Below are 23,892 nucleotides of genomic sequence, written 5' to 3' on the forward strand. Positions count from 1 at the left end.
GGAATGGTGTAAATTTCTCCGCATGTAAAGGGAGTTAGCTTCTGACCGATCAACAAGGTACGGTGCTGATCGTCGATGACGAGGAAGCGAATCGGATCATCGTGCGGCGCGTTCTCGAACAGGCGGGATGGTCAGCGGTCGAAGCGGCGGACGGCATCGAAGCGGTCGCCGCGGCCCGCCGGACGCTGCCGTCGCTGATCGTCATGGATATCGACATGCCGCGCTGCGACGGGCTCGCGGCGACCCGCGCGATCCGCGAGTCCGCCGCGCCGCTCTCCAGCGTCCCGATCCTGGTCTATAGCGCCATGCCGCTGACCGATGTCGAGGTCACCGCGCGGGGCATGGACGGCAGGATTCCCAAGCCCTTCACCCCAGATCAGTTGATCGCGGCGGTCGAGCCGTGGCTACAGGAAGGACAGCTGGCGGGTGCGCAACGCCTGGCGGGATTGTTCGGTGAGGCCGAGCTCGGCCGGTTGGTCGGCGGTCTGCGCGAGCAGTTGGAATCCGCCGTGACGGAATTGGATGGTACCGCCATCCCGACCATCGCCCATCGCGTCGCCGGTCTGGCCGGCACGCTCGGTTTCGCCGCGGTCAGCGCGAGTTGGCTGGCGCTGTCGGAGGGCGACGAATCGGCCCGCGACCAAGCCCGGCGCGATGCCCGGATGGCGATCGCCGCGATCGACCGCAGCGAGCTTGTTGCACCGCACCATTGAGACTCTGGTCGAATCCGGCGCGGGCCAGGCTGCGGCGGTAAGTTTCTGTTTACCGCGAGGGCGTTGGGCAAGGTCATTCCCCACGCTCAACCGGAGCAGAATGATGATCAACCTCACGTCCCCCCTTCGCTCGCTGGCCCTCGCCGGCGCCGCAATTGTCGCCGTCGCCGCTACCCCGGCGCTGGCCGACAGCAGCAACGGTACGATCGCCGTCGCGCTCAACGTGACCAACGCCTGCGTCGTCAACGGCGCGGCGTCCGTTCAGTCCAACCTCGGCTCGCTCGGCACGATCCAGTTCCCCGATCAGCCCGGCATCTTCGGCAACGTCGACGGCCAGCTCGTCGGTTCGCTCGGCACGCTGCAGGTGCAGTGCTCGCCGAACGCGACGCCGGTGCTGACGATAGGTTCGGGCGCGCATGACGCGGCCGGCAAGCGCAACATGGCGGCGAATGCGAGTTCGGTAAACTACCGCCTCTATTCGGATTCGGCGCGCACCAACGAAATCGGGATCGGCGGCCAGCTGACCCTGGGTACCGCATCGACCACGCCGATCACCGTGCCGATCTACGCACGCGTCAACAGCGGCGGTCAGGTCCTCGCGGCCGGATCGTACACCGACACCGTGCAAGTCGTCCTGACCTGGTAAGCGGATTTCGGGCAGGACGATCGGCATGTTGCGGCTGGTATCGGGCGGAGCGTTTGCGCTCGCGTCGCTGGCCCTCGTGTCGATGCCTGCCCGGGCCGAAACGACCAAGAGCTTCCAGGTCTCCGCCGACATCGTCAAAGGCTGCATCGTCGCCGTCAATGCCGGTGGACAATGGGGCAAGATCGATTTCGGCACGGTGTCCGGCGTCGCGTCGGGTACGGTCGATGCCGATCTGCTGTCCGGCTCGGTCGGCGGCATCCAGATCGACTGCACACCCAACACGACCGCGTCGGTGACCGTCGATAACGGCGATCATGCTGCGAACGGTGTGCGCCGGCTAGGCCTCGGCGCGACCGCTTATGCGATCCCATATCAGCTGTTTGCCGACGGCAGCAGCACGCCCTGGACGACCCAGGCGATCGCGGTCTCCTTCCCGGCCGGCACGTCGCGCAAGATCCTGCCGGTGCGCGGGCGGGCGACGTTAACCAGACCGATGGCAGCGGGCGCGTATACGGACACCGTTCGTGTCACGCTAACCTGGTGAATATGCGCCACATTCGGAGTGTTCTGATGAAAAGACTGCTCACCGCCACGCTGCTGCCCGCGAGCTTTCTCGCTACGGCTTCGCATGCTTCCACCGTGGTGATCTGGCCGGTCGATCCGATCCTGAAACCGGGCGAACAGGCGACCGCATTGTGGCTCGAAAACAAGGGCGACAAGCCCGTCACGCTGCAGGTCCGCTCGTTCGACTGGGCGCAGCCGCAGGGCGACGACGCCCTGACCCCGCAGAACGACGTGGTCGTCAGCCCGCCGATCGCGGTCGTTCCCGCGGGCAAGCGCCAGCTCGTCCGCATCATCCGTCGCGATCCCGCTGCCGCGGCCGCGCCCGAACGAGCGTTCCGCCTGCTGATCGACGAAGTGCCGACTCAGCCCGCTGCGGGCGATCCGGCGGCGGCTTCCGCCCGGCTCGCGGTGCAGATGCGCTATTCGATTCCGTTGTTCACCTACACCGCCGATCCGGGCGCGCAGAAGGTTGCGCTCGTCGCGCGCACGATTGCTACCGGCGACGGCCGCGTGGTCGAGATCCGCAATACCGGCACGCTCCATGCGCGGCTTACCGACCTGCGCGTCGTGCTGGGCAACCAGGAACGGATGATCAAGGCGGGGCTGAGCGGCTACGTCCTGCCCGGCGCGACGGTGCGGTTCGTGATCCCCGGCGACGCCGCGGGCGTGGTAAAGGTCGGCGTCAATGGGGTCGACCAGACGCTCGAACCGGCCACCTGACAGGCGAGCGGCGCATCACCATGCGTCTTTTCCGATCCCTCCTGACCCTGTTGGCGCTATGCGCCGCGCAACCAGCATTCGCGGCGAGCGATCCCGTGCCGGGGGCGGCGGCCGACAAGGTGGACAGCGCGGCGCTGTTCGTCGAACTCGTCGTCAACGGCCAGGCCAAGGACGGCTTCCTGAGCGTCGCCAAAAACGGCGATCATCTGTGGGTCGATGCCGACACCCTGCGCAAGGCCGGGATCGACATTCGCGATCAGGGCAGGATCGACGTCGCCGCTTATCCCGGATTCCGCGCGACCTATGACGAGGAAGGTCAGCGGCTGTTGCTCGACGTGCCGGCGGCGATGCTGCCGACCAGCAAAATCGCCGGCACCGCGCCTGCGCGGCTGAAGACGACGGTAAGCACCGGCGCGTTGCTCAACTACGACCTCTACGCCCAGCGCACCGCCGGCATCACCAGCGTGTCGCTGTGGAGCGAACAGCGCGTGTTCGGCCCGGTCGGCACCCTGTCGAATACCGGCAGCATTCGCTGGGGCGGATCGGGGCGGAAGGGCTATGTCCGCTACGACACGACCTATCGCTATATCGACGAGGACCGCGCGATCGTCGCGGAGGCGGGCGACACGATCACCGGCGCGCTGCCATGGAACAGCGCGGTCCGGATCGGCGGCGTGCAGATCGCGCGCAGCTTCCGCACGCGGCCCGACCTGATCACCGTTCCCCTGCCCGATTTCGCCGGGATGGCGGCGGTGCCGTCGGGGGTCGACCTGTTCGTCGACGGCTATCGCCAGCAACATGCCGATGTCGGACCGGGCCGCTTCGTGCTCGACAACGTGCCGGTGGTGAACGGCGCGGGCGAGGCGCGGGTCGTCACCACCGACGCGGTCGGGCGGCAAGTCTCGACGGTCATTCCGTTCTACGTCGCGCCCGAATTGCTGCATCCGGGGCTCAGCGATTTTTCCGCGAGCGTCGGCGCGTTACGGCGTGGCTACGGGTTGAAGAGCTTCGGTTACGGCCGGCTCGTCGCGACCGCATCGGGCCGCGTGGGGCTGACGTCGCGTTTCACCCTCGAGGGGCATGGCGAGGCGGCGAGCGGCCTCGTCCTCGGCGGGATCGGCGGGGCGTGGGCACCGGGTCGCTTCGGGGCGTTCCACGGATCGGCCGCGGTCAGCCGTCGCGCCGGCGCCACCGGCACGCAAGTCACCGTCGGCTACACCTATACCAGCCGCCGTTTCAGCCTGGGCGCCGAGCATATCGTACGAAGCAGCAACTTCACCGACCTCGCCGGCTTCGACCTCGCCAATTGGCGCGGCGGATCGCGCAGCGACCGGGTGAGCGGCAGCGTCGTGCTCAACGGGCTCGGCAGCCTGGGCGTCGGCTATATCGACGCGCGGACGCGCGACGGCAGCCGCGCGCGCATCGCCTCCGCTTCGTTTTCGCTACCGCTCGCCCGCAGCATCTCGGCGTTTGCCGCGGCCGATTACGATATCGATCGCAAGGCGTTCAGCGCGCAACTCCGCATCGTCGTGCCCTTGGGCGGCGGCAGCGCGAGCGCGGGGGTGAGCCGCCAGCCCAATCGCGGGATGCTGTTCGAAGGCGACTATGCGCGCTCCGTCCCGACCGATGGCGGATTCGGCTTCGCCGCCAGCGCCGCGACCGGCAGCAATGGCGGGTTCTACGGCCAGGCCAGCGGCACGTGGCGCGGCGACGCGGTCCAGATCGACGCGGGCGCATCCACGACGCCCGGCAGCGCGTCCTATTGGGCGGGCGTGACCGGCGCGGTCGCGTTGCTGAACGACAAGGTCTATGTCGCCAACCAGCTGCCCGATGCGTTCGCGGTCATCGTGACCGACCTGCCGAAGGTGCCGGTCTATTACGAGAACCAGCTGATCGGCCGGACCGAGCGCGACGGCCGCCTGTTCGTGCCGCGCGTCACCGCCTATCACCCCAGCCGCTTCTCGATCGACACGATCGACCTGCCGATCGGCGCAGAGGCCGCGACGATCGAGGCCCGGGTCGCCCTGCGCGAAGGGACCGGCGCGGTCATCCCGATGACGGTCGCGATCGTCCGCAGCGGCACGGTGGTGCTGCTCGATGCATTCGGGAAGCCATTCCCCGCGGGCACGATGGCGGACCTATCGACGGGCGGCCAGGTGGTGGTCGGCTGGGACGGGATCGTCTCGATCGATCGCTTGCCCGCCGCCTTCACCTTGTCGATCGCGCGACCGACGGGCGTGTGCCGCGCGACGGTCGCGGTGCCCGCCGATGCCGGCCCCCTCGCCAATCTGGGAAGCGTCCGATGCGAATGATTCTCCGCGCCTTGCTCGTCCTAGCTGGCCTCGCTTTGTCGACAGAGGCGCAGGCATTGTGCAGCCTGCAGCCGACCACGACGACGACGTTCACCGCCGCCTCGTCCTACGACGTCCGCACGGCCGGGGCGATCGCGACCGTCACCGCGCCGACCAGCCTCAACTGCAACGGCTCGCTGATCAGCATCGCGACGGTGAATACGGCGAAGGCGACCGTGCTGAGCACCAACGGCTTCAAGCTCAAGAACGCGGCCGGCGACGCGATTTCTTATCGCCTGTCGGCGGACTCGGCGGGCAGCTATACCTTCACGCAGGGCGGGACGATCGACTACTTCAGCGGGTCGCTGGTGTCGCTGCTCGGCATCCTCAACGGCGCAAATTTTGTGCCGACCATGTACGCGGCGACGATCGATACGCCCAACGTGCCGGCCGGGACCTATACCGACACCGTGCGCGTGTCGTGGAGCTGGACGATCTGTCACGGGCTCGGCATCGGCAATGTCTGCGTGCTGAGCGAGACCGGCAGCGGCACGACCGACATGACGATCAAGATCACGGTCGGGAACGACTGCCGGATCAGCGCGCCGCCCTTATCGTTCGGCACCGCGCCGCTCGCGTCGCAATTCGGCAGCGTGACGCAAGCGGTAGCGGTCGATTGCACCAAGGACGCGACCTACACCGTCGCCTTCACCAGCGGCAATTCGGGCGCATCACGGCCGTGGCGCGCGATGAGCGACGGCGCCGGGAATATCCTGCAATACAATATCTACAGAACCGACGGCACGACGATCTGGGACATGACCAATCCGATGACCAGCGCGGTCAAAGGGACTGGATCGACCAATCCGGCGCAGATGCAAACGTATGTCGCGAAGGTAAATCCAAGCCAGACGACCCCGCCGGTCGGACACTATACCGACACGGTCAGCGTGGTCATCGCGTTCTGACGGTCGGCACGACGGCCGTCGCCTGGATTTCGACCTTGGCGCGCGGCTCGACCAGCCGGACGACCTGCACCAGCGCCATCGCGGGGAAATGCCGGCCGATAACATCGCGATAGGCGCGGCCGATCTCCTTTTGCCGCGCGAGATAGTCCTCGATATCGGTCACGTACCAGGTCAGCGACACGATATGCTCGGCCGCCGCGCCGCCCGCCGCCAGCACCGCGACGATATTGGCCAGCGTCTGGCGGACCTGATCGACCAGATCGTCGCTTTCGAACTGTTGCTGCGCGTTCCAGCCGACCTGGCCGCCGACATGAATCGTGCGCCCTTCCGCCGCGACGCCATTGGCGTAACCGATCGGCGACGCCCAACCGGGGGGCTGGAGCGTCTCGTGCATCATCGTTCTCCTTCACGCAGCCGGAAGCGCTGGATCTTGCCCGTCGGGGTCTTGGGTAGCGCGTCCACGAACCGGACCGAGCGCGGGTATTTGTACGGCGCGATCGCCGCCTTCACGTGATCCTGCAACAGCCGGATCGTCAGCGCATCGGGCGCCGCTTCCTCGACCAGCACGACATGCGCCTCGACGATCTGGCCGCGATCGGGGTCGGGCGCGCCGATCACCGCGCATTCGCGGACCATCGGATGCGCGAGCAAGGCGGTTTCGACCTCTGGTCCGGCGATGTTGTAGCCGGCCGAAACGATCATATCGTCCGAGCGTGCCGCGAAGCGGAAGCGGCCGTCCTCGTCCTGGTAGAAGCTGTCGCCGGTCAGGTTCCAGCCGTCACGGACGTAGTCGCGCTGGCGCGGATCGTTGAGATAGCGGCACCCGGTCGGCCCACGCACCGCCAGCCGACCGATCTCGCCGCGCGGTACGTCGGCCATGTCCTCGTCGACGATCCGCGCTTCGTAACCCCGCACCGGACGGCCGGTCGCTCCGGGCGCGCGATCGTCGACGCTGTTCGTGATGAAGATGTGGAGCATCTCGGTCGATCCGATCCCGTCGAGGATCGGCTTGCCGGTGCGCCGCGTCCATTCGTCATAGACCGGCGCCGGGAGTGTCTCTCCCGCGGACACCGCGAGCCGCAGCGAGGAGAGGTCGGCGCCCTCTTCCATCGCCGCCATCATTGCGCGGTAGGCAGTGGGGGCGGTGAAGCTGATCGTTGCGCGGTGGCGTTCGATCAGCTCGACCATGTTGGCGGGCGAGGCCTGTTCGAGCAGTGCCGCCGCCGCGCCGAACCGCAGCGGGAAGATCGCGAGCCCGCCCAGCCCGAAGGTGAAGGCGAGCGGCGGCGAGCCGACGAACACGTCGTCGGGCGTTACCTGCAGCACGTCCCTCGCATAGCCGTCCGCGATGATCAGCAAGTCGCGGTGAAAGTGCATCGTCGCCTTGGGCTCCCCGGTCGTCCCCGACGTGAAGCCGAGCAGCGCCACGTCGTCGCGGCCCGTCCTGACCGCGTCGAACCGCACCGGCTTCGACAGCGCGGCCCGGTCGAGTTCGGCGTCGTGGTTGGCGGTACCGTCGAACCCGATGACTTGCTTGAGGAAGCGGCTGTCCTTGGCGCAGGCGACCATGCCGTCCAGGATGCGCGTGTCGCACAACGCCAGTCCGATCTCCGCCTTGTCGACGATCTTGCCGAGCTCGCCTGCACGCAGCATCGGCATGGTGTTGACGACAACCGCGCCCGCCTTGGTCGCCGCCAGCCAGCACGCCACCATCGCTGGATTGTTGGGTGCGCGGATCAGCACGCGATGCCCGGGCAGCACGCCGTAATCCTCGACCAGTGCATGGGCGATGCGGTTGGACCAGTCGGCGAGCTCCTTGTAGGTCCGCGTCCGCCCGTTGCCGATCAGCGCGACGCGATCGCCATGCCCGGCGCCGACCTGCGCGTCGCATAGTTCGACCCCGGCGTTGAGCCATTCGGGATAGTCGAATCCGTCGAGCGAAATGTCCGGCCATTGCTCGACCGGCGGCAGATTGGCACGCGCGAAGCCGTCGGTATGGCCGGTTGGGCCCAGCATCTCAGTCGCCCTCGAACACCGGCTGCTCCTTCGCGACGAAGGCGCGATAGGCGCGTTCGAAATCGCGCGTCTGCATGCAGATCGCCTGCGCCTGCGCCTCGGCCTCGATCGCTTGCTCCAGCCCCATCGACCATTCCTGGTTGAGCTGGGTCTTGGTGATGCCGTGCGCGAAGGTCGGCCCCGCCGCGATCCGCGTCGCCAGCGCGATCGCCTCGTCCTCCAGTGCGTCGGCGGCGACCAGGCGGTTGTAGAACCCCCAGCGTTCGCCCTCCTCGGCGCTCATCGTGCGGCCGGTATAGAGCAGGTCCGCCGCCCGCCCCTGCCCGATGATCCGCGGCAGCATCGCGCACGCGCCCATGTCGCATCCCGCGAGCCCGACGCGCGTGAACAGGAACGCGGTCTTGGCCCCGGGTGTCGCGAGCCTCAGGTCGCTCGCCATCGCCATGATCGCGCCGGCACCCACCGCGACCCCGTCGACCGCGGCAATCACCGGGCGGCCGCACCCGATCATCGCCTTGACCAGATCGCCGGTCATCCGGGTGAAGCGGAGCAGCTGCTTCATGTCCATCGCGACCAGCGGCCCGATAATGTCGTGGACGTCGCCGCCCGAACAGAAATTGCCACCATTGGGCAGGATCACCACCGCGTCGACATCGTCGGCATCGCTCAGCGCACGGAAGGTGTCGCGCAGCTCGGCATAGCTGTCGAAGGTCAGCGGGTTCTTGCGCGCCGGATTGTTCAGCCGGACGCGCGCGATGCGATCGGCGACCTGCCACTGAAAATGCGTGGGGCTGTGGCCCGCCATCGCCGTCATGCTTCCTTCTCCCATTGGCTGCGGAACGCGGTGAGCGTCGCCGTGATATCCTGTGCGGTCGCGGGGTCGATCGGCGCGAGCAGTTCGTCGATCCAGCGCGCATGCGCCGCCGCCATCGTCGCGAACTGCGTGCGGCCGGCGGGCGTCAACCGCACGATCGCGGCGCGGCGGTCGCCGTCGCGATGGCCGCGCGCGATGAGGCCATCGCTCACCAACCGCTCGACGATCCCGGTGACGTTGCCGTTGGACACGAGCAGGAAGCGCGACAGCTCTCCCATCATCATGCCCTCCGGCGCGCGGTCGAGCGCGGCCATGACGTCGAACCGCGGCAGCGTCGTGTCGAACGCATCGGCCAGCCGCTCGCGCAACTGGCGTTCGATCGCGCGCGTGGTGCGCAGCAAGCGGAGCCACAGCCGCAGCCGCGCATGGTCGTCGGTCGCGACCGAAGCGAGCGCGCTCACCACGTCTCGCCGCCCGACACCGATATCGCCTGGCCAGTGACCGACCGCGCGGCGTCGCTGACCAGCCACAGCACCGCAGCTGCAACCTCATCGGGCGTGACGAACCGTCCCTGCGGATTGGCCAACGCCGCGCGCGCCTCGGCCGCCGAGCGACCGGTCTTGGCGGCGATCTCGTCGAGCGACCGCGTCAGCATCTCGGTCTCCGCGAACCCCGGACAGACCGCATTGACCGTGACGCCGCTCTTCGCGGTCTCGGCGGCGAGCGCGCGCATCAGGCCGATCACGCCGTGCTTGGCCGCGACATAGGGCGCGACATAGGGGTAGCCCTTGAGCCCGGCGGTCGAGGCGATGAACACGATCCGCCCGTCGCCCTTTTTGGTCATCGCCGCGAGCGCGGGCTGGACCGACAGGAACGCGCCGGTGAGGTTGACCGCCAGGCTCGCGTTCCAACCGTCGAGCGTGACTTTGGTCGCGGTCGCGCTGATCGCCGCACCGGCATTGGCGACCACGATGTCGAACGCTCCGCGCGCGGCCCGCGCTTGGTCGTACAGCATGGCGACCGAGGCAGGGTCGGTCACGTCGGCGACGATGCCGTGGACGCGCGGATGCGCGACGCTGTCGAGCGCCGCCTGCCGCCGTCCGCAGATCGTGACCTCGTTCCCGCCCTCGGCAAGCGCCAGTGCGATCGCACGGCCGATGCCGCTACCGCCGCCGGTGACCAAAGCGTGCGTCATATTTCTCCTCGCTCCGCCAGCCGATAGAGCTGGTCGCGTCCCGGCAGATACGGGTCGGGCCACGACGTCTCGGCATCGCCCAGCCGTGCCGCCGCGTGCAGCGTCCAATAGGGGTCGGCGAGATGCGGCCGCGCGAGGCACACGAGATCGGCACGTCCCGCCATCAGGATCGAATTGACGTGATCGGGCAGATAGATGTTGCCGACCGCCATCGTCGCGATGCCGACCTCGTTGCGAATCCGATCCGAGAAGGGCGTCTGGAACATGCGCCCGTAGACCGGTCTCGCCTGGAGCGACGTCTGGCCGGCTGAAACGTCGATGATGTCGACCCCAGCCTCCTTCAGCATCCGCGCAATCGCAACCGCTTCCTGCGGCGTCACGCCGTCGTCGCCCACCCAGTCGCTGGCGGAGATGCGGACCGCGATCGGCTTGTCGTCGGGCCACACCACGCGCACCGCTGCGAACACTTCGAGCGGATAGCGCATGCGGTTCTCGAGGGTCCCGCCATACTCGTCCTCGCGACGATTGGTCAGCGGGGTGATGAAACTCGACAGCAGATAGCCGTGCGCCATGTGGAGCTCGATCATGTCGAAGCCCGCGCGATCGGCCATCTCCGCCGCCGCGACGAATGCGTCACGCACGTCGTCCATGTCGGCACGGTCCATCGCCTTCGGCGTCTGATTGGCCGGCGACCACGGCACCGCCGACGCGGACAGCAACGGCCAATTACCTTCCGCCAGCGGCGCGTCCATTTCCTCCCAGCCGAGTTGCGTCGATCCCTTCGCCCCCGAATGGCCGAGCTGTGCGCAGATCTTCGCCGGCGTTTCAGCATGGACGAAATCGACCAGCCGTTTCCATGCCGCCTCATGCTCGGGCGCGTAGAATCCCGGACACCCCGGCGTGATCCGGCCCTGTGCACTGACGCAGGTCATCTCGGTATAGACCAGCCCCGCCCCGCCCTTCGCGCGCTCGGCGTAGTGCGCGAAATGCCAGTCGGCCGGGCAGCCCTCGACCGCCTTGTACTGCGCCATCGGCGAGACGACGACGCGGTTGGCGAGCGTCATTTCGCGCAGCCTGAACGGCGCAAACATGGGCGCGCGCGGCGCGTTGCCCGCCCCTGCTCGCTCCTGAAACCAGCCCTCCGCCGCGCCGAGCCACGCATGATCGCGCAGCCGCAGATTTTCGTGGCTGATCCGCTGCGACCTGGTCAGCAGCGAATAGGTGAACTGGACCGGGTCGAGATCAAGATAGCGCTCGACCTCCTCGAACCACTCCGCCGAATTGCGCGCGGCCGATTGCAGCCGCAGCACTTCGATGCGCCGCGCGTCCTCATACCGGTCGAGCGCGGCGTCGAGCCCGTCGCCCTTTTCCAGTTCGTCGGCCAGCGTGATCGCACTTTCGAGCGCCAGCTTGGTCCCCGACCCGATCGAGAAATGCGCGCTGGCCGCGGCGTCGCCCATCAGCACGACGTTCCCATGACGCCAATGCTCGCACAGCACGCGCGGAAAGCTGATCCAGGCCGATCCGCGCACATGGTTGGCGTTCGACATCAGCGCGTGCCCGCCGAGATGCGCCGCGAACACCGCCTCGCACGCCGCGATCGACTCCTCGCGCGTCATGTCGCCGAACCCGGCCCGGTCCCACGTCTGGGCCGAGCATTCGACGATGAAGGTCGCGGTGCCGGGCTCGAATTGATAGGCATGTGCCCACATCCAGCCATGCTCGGTCGGCTCGAAGATGAAGGTGAACGCATCGTCGAACGTCTGGTGCGTGCCGAGCCAGACAAACTTGTTGGCGTAGGTCTGGATGTCGGGTCGGAAGGTGGCGGCGAACGTGTCGCGGGTGCGCGAGTTCAGTCCATCGGCGGCAACGACCAGATCGTAGTCGCGGCTCAAGCCCTCGACATCGACGACCTCGTCCTCGAAGCGCAGCACCACGCCAAGTTCGCGCGCCCGCTCCTGCAACAGCATCAGCAACCGACGCCGGCCGATCCCGCAGAAACCGTGCCCGGTCGACACCGTGCGCGTGCCGCGATGGACCACCGCGACGTCGTCCCAATAAGCGAAGTGATCGCGGATCGCGGCGGCGCTGACCGGGTCGTTGGCGGCGAGATTCTGCAGCGTCTCTTCGGACAGCACGACACCCCAGCCGAACGTGTCGTCGGGGCGGTTGCGCTCGAATACGGTGACGTCGTGAGCGGGGTCGCGCAGCTTCAGGCTGATCGCGACGTACAGTCCACCAGGTCCCCCACCGACGACCGCGACCTTCATCCCACTCCCCGCGCAATTTCGCGGAAAGCTAATCGTCGAAGGCCGGAAGTTTCAAGCCTAAAATAATCTCGCCGTTGCGAGACGCGGTGGCCGAGCTACAGGACGCCTATCGGCCGATAGACGGAGGACGCTGACAGTGGAAACGATCGGCCGCGATTTGCGCGAGATGCAGCGCGTACCGCTCGCCGCCTCGCACGTGTCGGCATTGCGCGCGGTCGGCAGCGTGGTGGATTATGCGGAAGGCGACTTCCTGTCCCGTCCCGGCGAGCCGATCGACCGCTTCGTCTATGTCGAGGATGGCGAGATCGAAGTCGTCAATCCGTTCACCGACGAACGCCTGCTCCCCGCCACGCTCGGTCCGACCCAATTCATGAGCGAAATCGCGTTCCTGAGCGGCGGCAATTGGTCGCTGCCGATGCGCGCGGCGCGCGACACGCGGGTGCTCGAAGTGCCGCGCGCCGACATGCTGCGGCTGATGTCGCAGATCCCCGAAATGTCGGACATCGTCATCACCGTGCTGTCCGCACGCCGCCGCCGCCAGCTCGAATCGCGCGACAGCTCGCTGGTCCTGATCGGCGAGGATGCCAACCGCGACGTCCGGCGCGTCGCCGGATTCGTCAGCCGCAACCGCCTGCCCTTCAGCTCGCTCGCGCTCGGATCGGACGAAGCCGCAGCCATCGCCGCCAATTGCGGCATCCCAGCGGAAGAACCCGCGGTGATCTTCGGCCGCGACACCGTGATCACCGATCCCACGCCGGGCAAGATCGCGCGGCTGCTCGGGCTCAACCACGATTTCGCCGACGACCAGGAATTCGACGTCCTGATCGTCGGCGGCGGTCCGGCCGGCGTGGCGGCGGGCGTCTATGCCGGCGCGGAAGGCCTCAACGCCCTCGTCATCGAAGACACCGCGATCGGGGGTCAGGCGGGGACGTCGAGCCGCATCGAGAATTACATGGGTTTCCCAACCGGTATTTCGGGCGCCGACCTGGTCTGGCGCGGCGAAATCCAGGCGATGAAGTTCGGCACGCAGTTCGCGATGCCGCGCCGCGTCACGATGCTGGAGGAGCTCGATAGCGGCCGGTTCTGCGCGACGTTCGACAACGGCCGCCGCGTCAGTGCCGGCGCGGTCGTCGTCGCGACCGGCGTCCAGTATCGCCGCCTGCCGATCGAGCGGCTCGCCGATTTCGAAGGCGCGGGCGTCTATTACGCCGCGACCGAGATGGAGGCGCGCTATTGCCGCGACTCCGAGGTGCTGATCATCGGCGGCGGCAATTCGGCGGGACAAGCCGCGATGTTCCTGTGCCGCACCGCCGCGCATGTCCGGCTGCTGGTGCGCGGATCGTCGCTGGCGAGTTCGATGTCGAGCTACCTGTCGAGCCGGCTGGAAGCGGACCCGGCGATCACGATCGAATATGGTGCCGAGGTCACATGCCTGAAGGGAGACGACGCGCTCGAACAGGTCACGATCCGCAACGCGAACGACGGCACCGAGCGATCGGTCGATGCCTGCGCGCTGTTCGTGATGGTCGGCGCGGCGCCCAATACCGGCTGGCTCTCGGGCCTGGTCGAGCTCGACGATAAGGGCTTCGTGCTGACCGGCGACGCGGTCGGCGGCGCGTCGCCTTATTGTACGTCCCGCCCCGGCATCTTCGCGGTCGGCGACGTCCGTTCCGGCTCGGTCAAGCGCGTCGCCTCGTCGGTCGGCGAGGGATCGGTGGTCATTTCCCGCGTCTGGGAATTCCTCAACCGCTAGACGGCATCCGCGCGCCACGCAGATTCCCCTACTCCCCCGCCCCAACGGTTGTTACATTGCGGGTTCTGCATTGGAGGACACGATGGGCCTGGGTGATTTTCTCAAGAAGCAGTTGGTCGATGTCATCGATTGGGTCGACGAGCCCGGTGTGCTCGCGATCCGCTATCCGATGCAGGACCGCGAGATCCAGAACGGCGGCCAGCTGACCGTGCGCGAAGGCCAGGTCGCGATGTTCTACAACGAGGGCCAGCTCGCCGACGCCTTCAAGGCCGGGCAGCATACGCTGACCACGCAGAACCTGCCGCTGCTGACCGCGATCATGAACTGGGACAAGGGGTTCCAGTCGCCGTTCAAGGCCGACGTCTATTTCTTCACGCTGCGCGAACAGACCGGGCTGAAATGGGGCACGCCGCAGCCGATCACGGTGCGCGACAAGGAATTCGGCGCGATCCGCATCCGCGCGTTCGGCACCTATTCGTTCCGGGTCGAGGACGTCGCGGTGTTCGGCACCAAGATGATGGGCTCGCTCGACCGGCTGACGACGGCCGACCTCGACCAGCAACTGCGCGCCGTAATCAACCAAGCGATCGCGACTGCGCTCGGCGGCAGCGACATCGCGTTCCTCGATCTGGCGGCGAACCAGCAGGCGCTGTCGGAGAAACTGAAGGCATCGGTCGATACCGCCTTCGCCGAATGGGGCCTGTCGTGCCGCACGTTCTTCGTCGAGAGCGTGTCGCTGCCCGACAACGTGCAGGAATATCTCGACAAGGGCAGCCAGGCGCGCGTCGTCGGCAACCTCGACCAATATGCCAAGTTCCAGGCGGCGGATTCGATCAAGACCGCGGCGGCGAACGAAGGCGGCATGGCCGGGATCGGCGCGACCGCCGCGGCCGGGCTGGCAATGGGTCAGCAGATGGCGGGCGTGCTCGGCGGCAATACGGGCGGCGGCGGCGGCGCGGCGGCGGTCGATCCGTATGAGCAGATCGAAAAGCTCCACAAACTGGTCACGATCGGCGCGCTCAGCCAGGAAGAGTTCGACGCCAAGAAGGCAGAGCTGCTCGCGAAGATCTAGGCGACGATGCTGCGCGCTTCCTGCCCCAATTGCGGCGCGCCGATCGCGTTCCGGTCGGCCGACCTGCCGGTGAAGGTGTGCGACTATTGCCATAGCGCGGTGTTGCGGACCGGCGGCAATCTGGCGGCGATGGGCAAGGTCGCCGACGTTCCCGACGACGTCAGCCCGCTCCAGCTCGGCGTCCACGGACGCGTCGGCGCGCGCAGCTTCGACCTGATCGGGCGGGTGCGCTGGCGCTATGACGACGGCGCGTGGAACGAGTGGCTGGCCTATTTCGACGACGGCTCGACCGGCTGGCTGGGCGAATCGATGGGCCGCTATATGCTGCTTCGCCAGGTCGATCTGTCGCACGTCGTGTCGGATGTCGTGAAGCTGCTCCAATCCGGGTTCACCGTCATGCCGGGCACGCAGGCGATGATCGACAATGTCGAATATTGGGCGAGCGACGTGAAGAAGGTGTCGTGCGTCGCGAGCGAGGGCGAGCTGCCATTCAACTCGCTCGGCCTGTCGGCGTGGAGCGTCGACCTGATGTCCGCCGACGAGCATTGCGCGAGCATCCAGCGCGCCGGGGACGAAGACGTTGAGGTCTATGCCGGGCAATATGTCTCGCTGGCCGACATCGCCGCGACGGGCTTGCGCGAGTTCGAGGGCTGGCCGATGCCGGCGTATAAAGCGTGACCGACACGCCGCCGCTCGACGCGCCCGCGACGCCGGCGGCACCGCCCGCCCCGCCGCCATCGACGGTCAAACCGGTCAACTGCCCCAATTGCGGCGGCACCGTCGATATCCGCGTCGCCGGCACGACGGTCAGCGTGATCTGCAGCCATTGCGGATCGACGCTCGACGCGACTAGCCCCGATCTCCAGGTCATCGCCAAGGCGGATCAGGCGCTCAAGACGCCCGAAATCCCGCTCGGCACGCGCGGCGTCCTCAAGGGCAAGACCTGGGAAGTCGTCGGCTATCAGGAGCGAACCGACGAAGAGGTCACCTGGGCCGAATATCTGCTGTTCAACCCCTATGAGGGCTACGCCTTCCTGGTCGACGACGGGCGGCGGTTCAATCTGGGCTTCCTGCTCGACAAATTGCCGACGTCGCATTGGGGACTTGGCCTGTCGGTCGACGGGCTGAACGTCTCGCGCTTCGGCGATCCCTATCCGGTCCACACGATTTTCGTCGTCGGCGAATTCTACTGGCGCGTCCAGGTCGGCGAAACGGTCGAGGAGACCGACTATGTCACGCCCGGCACGATGCTGGCGTGCGAGGATTACCAGGGCGAACGCACCTGGACGCGACTCGACATGCTCGACTGGGGCGAGGCGGAGGCCGCGTTCGGCATCGCCCCGCGCCGCAAGGAATACAGCCACCCGGCACCGCACGAACGCTCCCCGTTCAAGGCGCAGTTGTTCGAAGCCTGGGTGATCGGCCTGATCGCGGCGGTCACGTTGTTCGTCATCTCCGGCATGGCGGGCAGCCAACAGCGTATCGCGACGTCGAGCATCGACGCCGTGCTCGACGGGCCCGAAAAGACCCTGGTCATCAAGGACGTCGTCCTGCCGCCGGGCCGCAACCGGGTCGAAATCGACGCCGAGGCATCGAGCCTCGACAATAGCTGGGTCGATCTCGATTACTCGCTGACCGACCAGAAGACCCAGGACAGCATCGACAGTTACGGCACCGCCGAATATTATTCGGGGAGCGACAGCGACGGGCCGTGGACCGAGGGCGATCGGCGCCCGACGACCGACTTCTCGAGCATCCCCGGCGGCAAATACGATGTCGTCGTCACGGTGTCGGCGCACAAGTGGAACGGCGCGGGGGCGAGTTCGAGTACGCCGGTGACCGACACCAGCCTGATGGGCGGCCATGGTTTCGCCGATGGCGGCTGGGGCAGCAGCAGCACCGGCGGCGTGACGGTGCCGGTCACGGTGACGGTCGATCGCGGCGGGCTGTTCGGCGGCAATGTCGTGCTCGGGCTGCTGCTGATCCTGATCTGGCCGATCATCGTGCTGTTCCGCCATCTGGGCTTCGAAAAGCGCCGCAAGGCCGTGCTGTCGAGCGGGAGCGACGACGATGACGATGACGACTGAGGGTTCGGCAACATGACGCGACACGCCCTGATCTATGGCCTGTTCTGTCTAGGCGTCGTCGGCCTGTCGGTCTTCGCGATCCGCGACGGCTATTCGCCCTTCGCCAGCGCGGGTGCGCGCGGGCCGATGATGTTCGGCGGCTACGGCCCCACCCATAAATAAACAAAGGAGGGAAAAATGATCTCCATTCCGATACTCGTCACCACCCTGCTCTACACGTTCATCGGGCTGATCATCCTGCTCGGCGGGTTCTGGCTGTGGGACAAGATCACGCCGGTCGATATGTGGGGTGAGATCTGTCGCGAAAAGAACGTCGCGCTCGCGATCTTCTGCGGCGCGATCGCGATTTCGATGGCGCTGATCATCGCTTCCGCCATTCATGGCTGATCAGTTCGGTTTGCTTCTAACGGGATCGGACAAAGTACAACGTCACCCCGGCCTTGTGCCGGGGTCCGCCGCGCCACACTGGAATTCAGCCGTGGTTGCACGGCGGATGCCGGGACCAGCCCGGCATGACGGGTAGAGTATATGGCTGGGGCGAATCCGAATAAACTAGATAGCCGTCCCACGCGGATTGGCGGTTTGCTGCTCGTCTCGGCGTTCGTCGTTGCGACCTGCGGCCTGATCTACGAATTGCTCGCGGGAACGCTGGCCAGCTATCTGCTCGGCGACAGCGTCACCCAATTCTCGACGATCATCGGCACGTATCTGTTCGCGATGGGCGTCGGCTCGTGGTGTTCGCGTTATGTGAAGAAAGGCGAACTCGCGATCTTCGTGCGGGTCGAGGTGCTGATCGCCGCGATCGGCGGGTCGTCGGCAGCTCTGCTGTTCCTCATCTTCGATCGCGTACAGGATTTCCGGTTGCCGCTCTACGGCCTGGTGTTCGCGATCGGAGGGCTGGTCGGGCTCGAAATCCCGCTGCTGATGCGCATCCTGAAGGACCGTCTGGAGTTCGGCGATCTGGTCTCGAAGGTGCTGACCTTCGACTATATCGGCGCGCTCGCGGCATCGTTGCTGTTCCCGTTGTTGCTGGTGCCTCACCTCGGCCTGATCCGCACCGGGTTCGTGTTCGGCCTCGCCAACGTCGCGGTGGCCATCGCGGTGATCGTCGCACTGCCCGAGCGGCGGCGGCTGACGGTCGAACTCGCCGTCGCGATCATCGTCGCGGTCGTCCTGATCGCCGGCTTCTTCGCGTCCGAGCGGATCGAACGCACCGCGGAGGTGGCGGCCTATGGCGACCCCATCATCTATGCCGACGCGACGCCGTATCAGCGCATCGTCATCACCAAACGCGGCGGCGATCTACGGTTGTTCCTCAACGGCAACCTCCAATTCTCGTCGCGCGACGAATATCGCTATCACGAGGCGCTGGTGCATCCGGTGCTGAGCCGCGCGAACAATCCGCGCGACATACTCGTGCTCGGCGGCGGCGACGGGCTCGCGGTGCGCGAAATCCTCAAATATCCCAGCGTGCGGTCGGTGACTTTGGTCGATCTCGACCCGGCGATGACGCAGTTGTTTTCGAAGAGCGCAATGCTGCTGACGCTCAACAAAGGGTCGCTGCTGTCGCCCAAGGTCCGGGTCGTCACCGCCGACGCGTTCAGCTGGCTGCGCGACAATCGACGCGGCTTCGACGCCGTGCTGGTCGATTTCCCCGACCCGACCAATTTCGCGATCGGCAAGCTCTACACCGTCAGCTTCTACCGCGAACTCGCCCGCGCATTGAATCCCGGTGCGGTGATGAGCGTGCAAAGCACCTCGCCGCTCGTCGCGCCCAACGCCTATTGGACCGTATCGACCACACTGGAGGCCGCAGGACTGACGACGCGCGGCTATCACGTGTACGTTCCGAGCTTCGGGGAGTGGGGCTTCGTGCTCGCGTCGAACCGACCGATCGGCAAGCCCGGGCCGCTGCCCGCGGGGCTCAAGTTCCTGACGCCCAACGCCGACGGCCTCGCCTTCTTCTTCCCGCCCGACATGGCGCGCCGGCCGACCCCGGTGAACCGGCTCGACAACCAGGCTTTGGTCCGCGAGTTCGAGGCCGAGTGGGCGGTCTACGAAAGCTGACATGGCCGTTTCGCGCCGGACCTTGATCGCCGGATCGGTCGCCGGCGCCGCCGCGATCGGCGCGGGCGCGGTGGCGCTGATGCCGGGCGACGAGACGATCCCCGGCACGCTCGGCGGCGCTGATTTCACGCGCGGCCACAAGCTGCGCGGCGGCACGTTTCCGCCGGCTGAGACGATCGAAAAAAACCGCATCGCGATCGTCGGCGGCGGCGTCGCGGGGCTGTCGGCGGCGTGGGCGCTCGCCGATGCGGGGATCGGCGACTTCCGCCTGTTCGAGCTCGAGGACCGCACCGGCGGCAATGCGCGGTCGGGGAAGAATGCGGTGTCCGCTTACCCGCTCGGCGCACATTACCTGCCGTTGCCGAACGCGGAGGCGAAGGGCGTCATCCGTCTGCTCGAACAGCTCAGCATATTGACCGGATGGCAGGACGGCAAGCCGATCTACGATCCCTATCAGATCGTCGCCGACCCCGACGAACGCTTGCTCTATCTCGGCAAATGGCAGGACGGGCTCGTCCCGCAAAAAGGCCTGACCGCGAAAGACGCAGCCGACCTCAAGGCGTTCTTCGCGGCGATGAAGGCCTATAGCGACCGCCGCGACGCGAGCGGCAAGCCGGCCTTCGCGATCCCGATGGAACTGAGTTCCCGCGACCCCGACCTGCTCGCGCTCGACACGGTCAGCTTCACGCACTGGCTCGACCAGCAACACTGGACCTCGCCGATCCTGCGCGGGCATGTCCGATACGCCTGCCGCGACGATTACGGAACGGAGCCCGACCAGGTTTCGGCCTGGGCCGGCATCCACTATTTCGCCAGCCGCCGCGGCCATGCCGCCAACGCCGATCCCGACGCCGTGCTGACCTGGCCCGAGGGTAACGGCCATCTGGTGGGGCGGATGGCGGCACGGCTGAAGGCCAACCTGACCTGCGGCCGGATCGTCCACCGCGTCACGCCGAGCGGAACCGGCGTGCGGATCGATTGCCTCGACGTCGCCACGGGCAAGGGCGTCGCGATCGAGGCCGAGGCGGCGATCCTGGCGACCCCACACTTCGTGACCGCGCGGATCGTGCCGGGCGGTATGGACACGACCGGGTTCGACTATGCGCCGTGGGTCGTGGCGGCGGTAACGGTCGACCGGCCACCCGCCGGCCCGGGCTTCGAGCGCGCGTGGGACAACGTGTCGTGGACCAGTCGCTCGCTCGGCTATGTCGTCGATACGCACCAGGCGCTCGATCGCGTGCCGCAGGCGACCGTGCTCAGCTGGTATCTGCCGCTGTCCGACATGTCGCCCGCCGACGCGCGTCGGGAAATGCTAAAGCAGCCGCTTGAGTATTGGCAGGACATGATCCGCGACGATTTGCTGCAGACCAACCCCGACCTGAAGGGTGCGATCCGGCGGATCGACGTCTGGCGCTGGGGGCATGCGATGATCCGTCCGACCCCCGGCTTCTTCTGGAGCGGCGCACGCGAAGCCGCCGCCAAGCCGCAGCCGCCGTTATTCTATGCGCACTCCGATCTCAGCGGGCTCTCGCTGTTCGAGGAGGCGCACTACCGCGGCACCCGCGCGGCGGAAGATGCGATGACGCATCTCGCTATTCCGCATTCGTCCGCGCTGGCCTAGGAAGCGTCGTGGATTTCACGGGCACCCACCTCCTCGCCGATTTGTTCGAGTGCGACCACCTCGCCGACGAAGCACGGATCGAAGCCGCGCTGCGGGCGAGCGTCGTCGCGTCGGGCGCGACGTTGCTCGCGCTCCACGTCCACGGCTTCGGCACCGATCAGGGTGTCACCGGTGTCGCGCTGCTCGCCGAATCGCACATCTCGATCCACAGCTGGCCGGAGCGCGGCTACGCGGCGGTCGACATGTTCCTGTGCGGGCAGAAGCACGATCTCGACGCCGGGCTGCGCGCGTTGTCGACCGCGCTGAACGCGCGCCGCGTCGAGGAGCGACGATTTGCGCGCGGCTTCGGCGTGGTGCCACCCATCGCGGTGTGAACCGCGCGTCATCCCAGATACAGCCGGAACTCCGCCCCGCCGCCCGGCGCCTCCGCGACGTCGATCGTCCAGCCGTGCGCGATGACGATCTGGCGGACCAGGTTGAGCCCGACGCCGGTGCCCTGTGCGCGGGTCGTGTAGAACGGCAGGAAGATGTCGCGGCGCTGCGGCTCCGGAATGCCGTTCCCCGAATCAGCGAGGGTCAGGCGCTTCGCAACGCCGTTATCGCCAGCCACCGTCAGCGTAATCTGTGAACCCCGCCCGGCCTCGCGCGTTGCCTGCGCCGCGTTGCGGAGTAGGTTGATGACCGCCTGCGCGAGCAGATCGGGATCGGCATCGATCACCAGATCGGGCGTGACCGTGATGTCCAGTTGCAAATCGGGCCAGTCGGCGGCGAACAAGCGGTCGAGATCGCGCAGGAACGGCTCGGCCTGAAACTGCTTCAGCCGCACGTCTGGTACGTTGGCGACGGTGCGATACGATCGAATGAAATGCTCCAGCCCCTCGGCGCGACGCGCGAGCGTGCCGACGGCGGTGCGCGCCAGATCGAGGTCCGGCGGATCGTCGTCGAGCACTGCGGCTGCCGACGACGCCAGCGACGTCACGGGGGTCAGCGAATTGAGGATCTCGTGCGTCAGGACGCGGACCAGATCGGTCTGCGTCGCCATTTCGATCGCGTCGAGCGTGCCCTGGACCGGCTCGACCGTGACCGCGCGACTGGTGAGGCCCAGCCGCTCCAGGCTGGCGCTGCGAACGATCGCGCGTTGCGGCCCGGTCGAGGAGCGGAGCAGTAGGAGTTCGGCGGATCGCTCGCCATCTTCGGCCAATCGCGCGGCAAAAGTCTCGCCATAAACCGCGAAGTCGGCCGGACGCGTGCCGCCATGCCCGGCGAACAACCGCCGCGCCGCCTTATTGGCGAGTTGCACCGCGCCGCGATGATCGATCGTCAGCAGCGCCACGGGCATGTCATCGACGAGCGTTTCGAGAAAACGCTGCTCGTCGGCGGCGCGGTCGCGTTGCGCTTGGAGTCGCCGCATCGCTTCGTCGAGCGACTGGCCGAGGGCCGCGAACCCGACCCCGCCGCGGCGATCGAAGCGCGTCGCGAAATCGCCGAAATGCAATGCCTCGACGAAGCGGCCGACCGTGCGGTTGGTGCGATCGACATGGCGTGCGACGCCGTACCCCGCGCCGATCACCAGCGCCACGGCGACGATCCGCGCCGCCGCCAGATCGGGCGTCGCAATGGCAAAGGCCAGCGCGACCAAGGTCGCCAATAACGCCGCAATCCAGCCGATCAGAACCAGCGTGAAACGACCGTCAAAGCCCATGCTTTTCCATCCGGCGATATAGCGCGGCACGCGACACGCCGAGTTCCTGCGCCGCGGCGGAAATATTGTAGCCGTGCTTCTTCAGCGCTTCCTCGACCAGCCGTCGCTCGACCCGATCGAGGTTGAGGTCGGGCGCCGACGATGCGGTCGTCATTCGTAGTGCCGGCTCGTTCGGGAGCAGGGCGAAATGATCGGGCGTGAGCGGCGCGTCGCCCGCCAGGATCACCGCACGCTCGACGGCGTGGCGTAGCGCACGAACATTACCGGGCCAGTCATGATGGACCAGCGCCGCGCGCGTTTCTGGCGGCACCGTCGAGTGTGTACGACCGTAGCGCGCGGCGTAATGCGCGAGATAATGGTCGATCAGCGCCGGAATGTCCTCGCGCCGGTCGCGTAGCGGCGGCAAGTCGATCTCGACCGTGTTGAGCCGGAACAGCAAATCCTGTCGGAAACTGCGCGGGTCGCGCAGCATCGTGGTCGTCATGTTGGTCGCCGCGATTACGCGAATATCGACCGGCACCGCCTTGTTCGCACCGACCGGGGTCACTTGACGCTGTTCGAGTGCGGTCAGCAATTTCGGCTGGAGGTGGAGCGGCAGGTTGCCGATCTCGTCGAGGAACAAGGTCCCGCCGTCCGCTGCCTGGATCCGCCCGATACGGTCGGCGCGCGCGTCGGTGAATGCGCCCTTCACATGGCCGAACAGTTCGGAGTCGATCAGTTCGGTCGCGATCGCGCCGAGATCGACCGTCACCATCGGTTTGGCCGCACGCAAAGACTGGTCGTGAAGCGCACGCGCGACGAGTTCCTTGCCCGTCCCGTTCTCCCCCAGCACGAGCACATTGGCGTCGGTCGGCGCGGCGCGCGCGATCAGCGAATGCACGCGCGCCATCGCCGGGGCCGACCCGATCAGCGGTGCGCCATTCGACGACGCCGCCTGACCTGCGGGCGCCGCGCGGCGCGACCGGCGCAACGCCGCGGCGGTGCGGACGGTCTGGACGAGCCGGTCGTTCTCCCACGGCTTCGACACGAAATCGGTCGCGCCGTGCTTCATCGCATCGACCGCGACGTTCACGCCGGCATGGGCGGTGATCATCACGATGATCGCTTCCGGATCGGCGGCGAGGAGTTGGTCGAGCAGCGCCAGCCCTTCCTGCGCATCGGTCGCCCCGCGCGCGAAATTGGCGTCGAGCAGAATGACGTCGGGCGACCGACCCGCGGCGGCCGCCAGCGCCTTGTCCGGCGAAGAGACCGTGACGATCTCGCGGAACAGCCCGCGCAACGCCAGCCGTGCGGCGACCAGGATGTCCTCGTCGTCATCGACGATGATGCAACAATCGAAATCCGCCATCCCCATCGCCCGCTTTCGTACAATCACTGTGCGAAATCGGACAAT

The 23,892-nt window shown here is 67.1% G+C and carries 23 protein-coding genes; 15 read left to right on the forward strand and 8 right to left on the reverse strand.

What is annotated here, in order from left to right:
* The first annotated feature begins 62 nt into the window (after nt 1–62).
* The 6 genes from FPZ24_RS12915 (at nt 63) to FPZ24_RS12940 (ending at nt 5,902) form a co-directional block, all read left to right on the forward strand.
* Complete coding sequence (locus FPZ24_RS12915; RefSeq protein ID WP_186728839.1) at nt 63–713, forward strand: response regulator; 651 nt, start codon at nt 63–65, stop codon at nt 711–713.
* Between the two features lie 103 nt (nt 714–816).
* Entirely contained in the window at nt 817–1,359 is a 543-nt protein-coding gene (locus tag FPZ24_RS17260) for a Csu type fimbrial protein (protein WP_186728841.1), read from the forward strand.
* Nucleotides 1,360–1,384: 25 nt separating this feature from the next.
* Entirely contained in the window at nt 1,385–1,903 is a 519-nt protein-coding gene (locus tag FPZ24_RS12925; RefSeq protein ID WP_146572615.1) for a Csu type fimbrial protein, read from the forward strand.
* Nucleotides 1,904–1,929: 26 nt separating this feature from the next.
* A complete protein-coding gene (locus FPZ24_RS12930; protein ID WP_186728843.1) occupies nt 1,930–2,643 on the forward strand; it encodes a fimbrial biogenesis chaperone in 714 nt (237 codons plus the stop codon).
* Nucleotides 2,644–2,663: 20 nt separating this feature from the next.
* Nucleotides 2,664–4,955, forward strand: coding sequence for a fimbria/pilus outer membrane usher protein (locus FPZ24_RS12935; protein WP_146572619.1), 2,292 nt, complete (start codon nt 2,664–2,666; stop codon nt 4,953–4,955).
* The gene (locus tag FPZ24_RS12940; RefSeq protein WP_146572621.1) at nt 4,946–5,902 is read left to right on the forward strand and encodes a Csu type fimbrial protein; all 957 of its coding nucleotides are present in this window, start codon (nt 4,946–4,948) and stop codon (nt 5,900–5,902) included. The genes FPZ24_RS12935 and FPZ24_RS12940 overlap by 10 nt, the downstream gene beginning before the upstream one ends.
* On the opposite strand, the gene FPZ24_RS12945 is transcribed toward FPZ24_RS12940, so the two are convergent.
* Genes FPZ24_RS12945 through FPZ24_RS12970 form a run of 6 tightly spaced genes read right to left on the reverse strand, consistent with a single transcriptional unit; the run spans nt 5,889 to nt 12,197 of the window.
* The gene (locus tag FPZ24_RS12945) at nt 5,889–6,296 is read right to left on the reverse strand and encodes a RidA family protein (protein ID WP_146572623.1); all 408 of its coding nucleotides are present in this window, start codon (nt 6,294–6,296) and stop codon (nt 5,889–5,891) included. The two genes, FPZ24_RS12940 and FPZ24_RS12945, sit on opposite strands and share 14 nt — an antisense overlap.
* The gene (locus tag FPZ24_RS12950; protein ID WP_146572625.1) at nt 6,296–7,918 is read right to left on the reverse strand and encodes an AMP-binding protein; all 1,623 of its coding nucleotides are present in this window, start codon (nt 7,916–7,918) and stop codon (nt 6,296–6,298) included. The genes FPZ24_RS12945 and FPZ24_RS12950 overlap by 1 nt, the downstream gene beginning before the upstream one ends.
* Nucleotide 7,919: 1 nt before the next feature.
* Entirely contained in the window at nt 7,920–8,732 is an 813-nt protein-coding gene (locus tag FPZ24_RS12955; RefSeq protein ID WP_146572627.1) for an enoyl-CoA hydratase family protein, read from the reverse strand.
* A complete protein-coding gene (locus FPZ24_RS12960) occupies nt 8,729–9,193 on the reverse strand; it encodes a MarR family winged helix-turn-helix transcriptional regulator (protein ID WP_205012839.1) in 465 nt (154 codons plus the stop codon). Before FPZ24_RS12960 ends, FPZ24_RS12955 begins: the two co-directional genes overlap by 4 nt.
* A complete protein-coding gene (locus tag FPZ24_RS12965; protein WP_146572631.1) occupies nt 9,190–9,927 on the reverse strand; it encodes an SDR family NAD(P)-dependent oxidoreductase in 738 nt (245 codons plus the stop codon). The genes FPZ24_RS12960 and FPZ24_RS12965 overlap by 4 nt, the downstream gene beginning before the upstream one ends.
* A complete protein-coding gene (locus FPZ24_RS12970; protein ID WP_146572633.1) occupies nt 9,924–12,197 on the reverse strand; it encodes a bifunctional salicylyl-CoA 5-hydroxylase/oxidoreductase in 2,274 nt (757 codons plus the stop codon). The genes FPZ24_RS12965 and FPZ24_RS12970 overlap by 4 nt, the downstream gene beginning before the upstream one ends.
* A 136-nt stretch (nt 12,198–12,333) precedes the next feature.
* Between FPZ24_RS12970 and FPZ24_RS12975 the strand changes: the two genes are divergently transcribed.
* The 9 genes from FPZ24_RS12975 to speD all read left to right on the forward strand — a co-directional run bounded on the left by FPZ24_RS12975 (nt 12,334) and on the right by speD (nt 21,171).
* Entirely contained in the window at nt 12,334–13,950 is a 1,617-nt protein-coding gene (locus FPZ24_RS12975) for an FAD-dependent oxidoreductase (RefSeq protein WP_146572635.1), read from the forward strand.
* A gap of 82 nt (nt 13,951–14,032) precedes the next feature.
* A complete protein-coding gene (locus FPZ24_RS12980) occupies nt 14,033–15,022 on the forward strand; it encodes an SPFH domain-containing protein (RefSeq protein WP_146572637.1) in 990 nt (329 codons plus the stop codon).
* Between the two features lie 6 nt (nt 15,023–15,028).
* On the forward strand, nt 15,029–15,700 hold the full coding sequence (locus FPZ24_RS12985; protein ID WP_146572639.1) for a DUF4178 domain-containing protein: 672 nt from the start codon (nt 15,029–15,031) through the stop codon (nt 15,698–15,700).
* The gene (locus tag FPZ24_RS12990; protein ID WP_146572641.1) at nt 15,697–17,109 is read left to right on the forward strand and encodes a DUF4178 domain-containing protein; all 1,413 of its coding nucleotides are present in this window, start codon (nt 15,697–15,699) and stop codon (nt 17,107–17,109) included. Before FPZ24_RS12985 ends, FPZ24_RS12990 begins: the two co-directional genes overlap by 4 nt.
* Before the next feature lie 12 nt (nt 17,110–17,121).
* Entirely contained in the window at nt 17,122–17,271 is a 150-nt protein-coding gene (locus tag FPZ24_RS17265; protein WP_186728845.1) for a hypothetical protein, read from the forward strand.
* Between the two features lie 15 nt (nt 17,272–17,286).
* Nucleotides 17,287–17,496 carry a DUF350 domain-containing protein gene (locus tag FPZ24_RS12995; protein ID WP_146572643.1) on the forward strand — a complete coding sequence of 70 codons (210 nt, stop codon included), beginning with the start codon at nt 17,287–17,289 and terminating at the stop codon, nt 17,494–17,496.
* A gap of 141 nt (nt 17,497–17,637) precedes the next feature.
* Nucleotides 17,638–19,176 (forward strand): polyamine aminopropyltransferase, encoded by a 1,539-nt coding sequence (locus FPZ24_RS13000; protein WP_146572645.1) that lies wholly within the window; start codon nt 17,638–17,640, stop codon nt 19,174–19,176.
* 1 nt (nt 19,177) lies between these two features.
* Nucleotides 19,178–20,797, forward strand: coding sequence for an FAD-dependent oxidoreductase (locus FPZ24_RS13005; RefSeq protein WP_146572648.1), 1,620 nt, complete (start codon nt 19,178–19,180; stop codon nt 20,795–20,797).
* An 8-nt stretch (nt 20,798–20,805) separates the two neighbouring features.
* Nucleotides 20,806–21,171: an adenosylmethionine decarboxylase gene (gene speD / locus FPZ24_RS13010; protein WP_146572650.1), complete on the forward strand. Its 366-nt coding sequence runs from the start codon at nt 20,806–20,808 to the stop codon at nt 21,169–21,171.
* Between the two features lie 8 nt (nt 21,172–21,179).
* Here the strand turns inward: speD and FPZ24_RS13015 are convergent, their stop codons facing one another.
* Nucleotides 21,180–22,499, reverse strand: a complete 1,320-nt coding sequence (locus tag FPZ24_RS13015; protein ID WP_186728847.1) for a sensor histidine kinase — start codon at nt 22,497–22,499, stop codon at nt 21,180–21,182.
* Nucleotides 22,489–23,853 (reverse strand): sigma-54-dependent transcriptional regulator, encoded by a 1,365-nt coding sequence (locus FPZ24_RS13020; RefSeq protein WP_205012840.1) that lies wholly within the window; start codon nt 23,851–23,853, stop codon nt 22,489–22,491. The genes FPZ24_RS13015 and FPZ24_RS13020 overlap by 11 nt, the downstream gene beginning before the upstream one ends.
* Nucleotides 23,854–23,892 lie beyond the last annotated feature (39 nt).

Origin of the sequence: Sphingomonas panacisoli (genome assembly GCF_007859635.1) — a bacterium.
GTDB classification, from domain to species: domain Bacteria; phylum Pseudomonadota; class Alphaproteobacteria; order Sphingomonadales; family Sphingomonadaceae; genus Sphingomonas; species Sphingomonas panacisoli.

Excerpts from the sequence above, each read along its gene's own strand:
- FPZ24_RS12930 (WP_186728843.1), top strand. The coding sequence starts at position 1,930 with ATGAAAAGACTGCTCACCGCCACGCTGCTGCCCGCGAGCTTTCTCGCT.
- FPZ24_RS13000 (WP_146572645.1), top strand. The coding sequence starts at position 17,638 with ATGGCTGGGGCGAATCCGAATAAACTAGATAGCCGTCCCACGCGGATT.
- FPZ24_RS12945 (WP_146572623.1), bottom strand. The coding sequence starts at position 6,296 with ATGCACGAGACGCTCCAGCCCCCCGGTTGGGCGTCGCCGATCGGTTAC.
- FPZ24_RS12995 (WP_146572643.1), top strand. The coding sequence starts at position 17,287 with ATGATCTCCATTCCGATACTCGTCACCACCCTGCTCTACACGTTCATC.
- FPZ24_RS17260 (WP_186728841.1), top strand. The coding sequence starts at position 817 with ATGATCAACCTCACGTCCCCCCTTCGCTCGCTGGCCCTCGCCGGCGCC.
- FPZ24_RS12970 (WP_146572633.1), bottom strand. The coding sequence starts at position 12,197 with ATGAAGGTCGCGGTCGTCGGTGGGGGACCTGGTGGACTGTACGTCGCG.
- FPZ24_RS12950 (WP_146572625.1), bottom strand. The coding sequence starts at position 7,918 with ATGCTGGGCCCAACCGGCCATACCGACGGCTTCGCGCGTGCCAATCTG.
- FPZ24_RS17265 (WP_186728845.1), top strand. The coding sequence starts at position 17,122 with ATGACGCGACACGCCCTGATCTATGGCCTGTTCTGTCTAGGCGTCGTC.
- FPZ24_RS13015 (WP_186728847.1), bottom strand. The coding sequence starts at position 22,499 with ATGGGCTTTGACGGTCGTTTCACGCTGGTTCTGATCGGCTGGATTGCG.
- FPZ24_RS12955 (WP_146572627.1), bottom strand. The coding sequence starts at position 8,732 with ATGACGGCGATGGCGGGCCACAGCCCCACGCATTTTCAGTGGCAGGTC.
- FPZ24_RS12925 (WP_146572615.1), top strand. The coding sequence starts at position 1,385 with ATGTTGCGGCTGGTATCGGGCGGAGCGTTTGCGCTCGCGTCGCTGGCC.
- FPZ24_RS13020 (WP_205012840.1), bottom strand. The coding sequence starts at position 23,853 with ATGGGGATGGCGGATTTCGATTGTTGCATCATCGTCGATGACGACGAG.
- FPZ24_RS12985 (WP_146572639.1), top strand. The coding sequence starts at position 15,029 with ATGCTGCGCGCTTCCTGCCCCAATTGCGGCGCGCCGATCGCGTTCCGG.
- FPZ24_RS12965 (WP_146572631.1), bottom strand. The coding sequence starts at position 9,927 with ATGACGCACGCTTTGGTCACCGGCGGCGGTAGCGGCATCGGCCGTGCG.
- FPZ24_RS12935 (WP_146572619.1), top strand. The coding sequence starts at position 2,664 with ATGCGTCTTTTCCGATCCCTCCTGACCCTGTTGGCGCTATGCGCCGCG.
- FPZ24_RS13005 (WP_146572648.1), top strand. The coding sequence starts at position 19,178 with ATGGCCGTTTCGCGCCGGACCTTGATCGCCGGATCGGTCGCCGGCGCC.
- FPZ24_RS12940 (WP_146572621.1), top strand. The coding sequence starts at position 4,946 with ATGCGAATGATTCTCCGCGCCTTGCTCGTCCTAGCTGGCCTCGCTTTG.
- FPZ24_RS12980 (WP_146572637.1), top strand. The coding sequence starts at position 14,033 with ATGGGCCTGGGTGATTTTCTCAAGAAGCAGTTGGTCGATGTCATCGAT.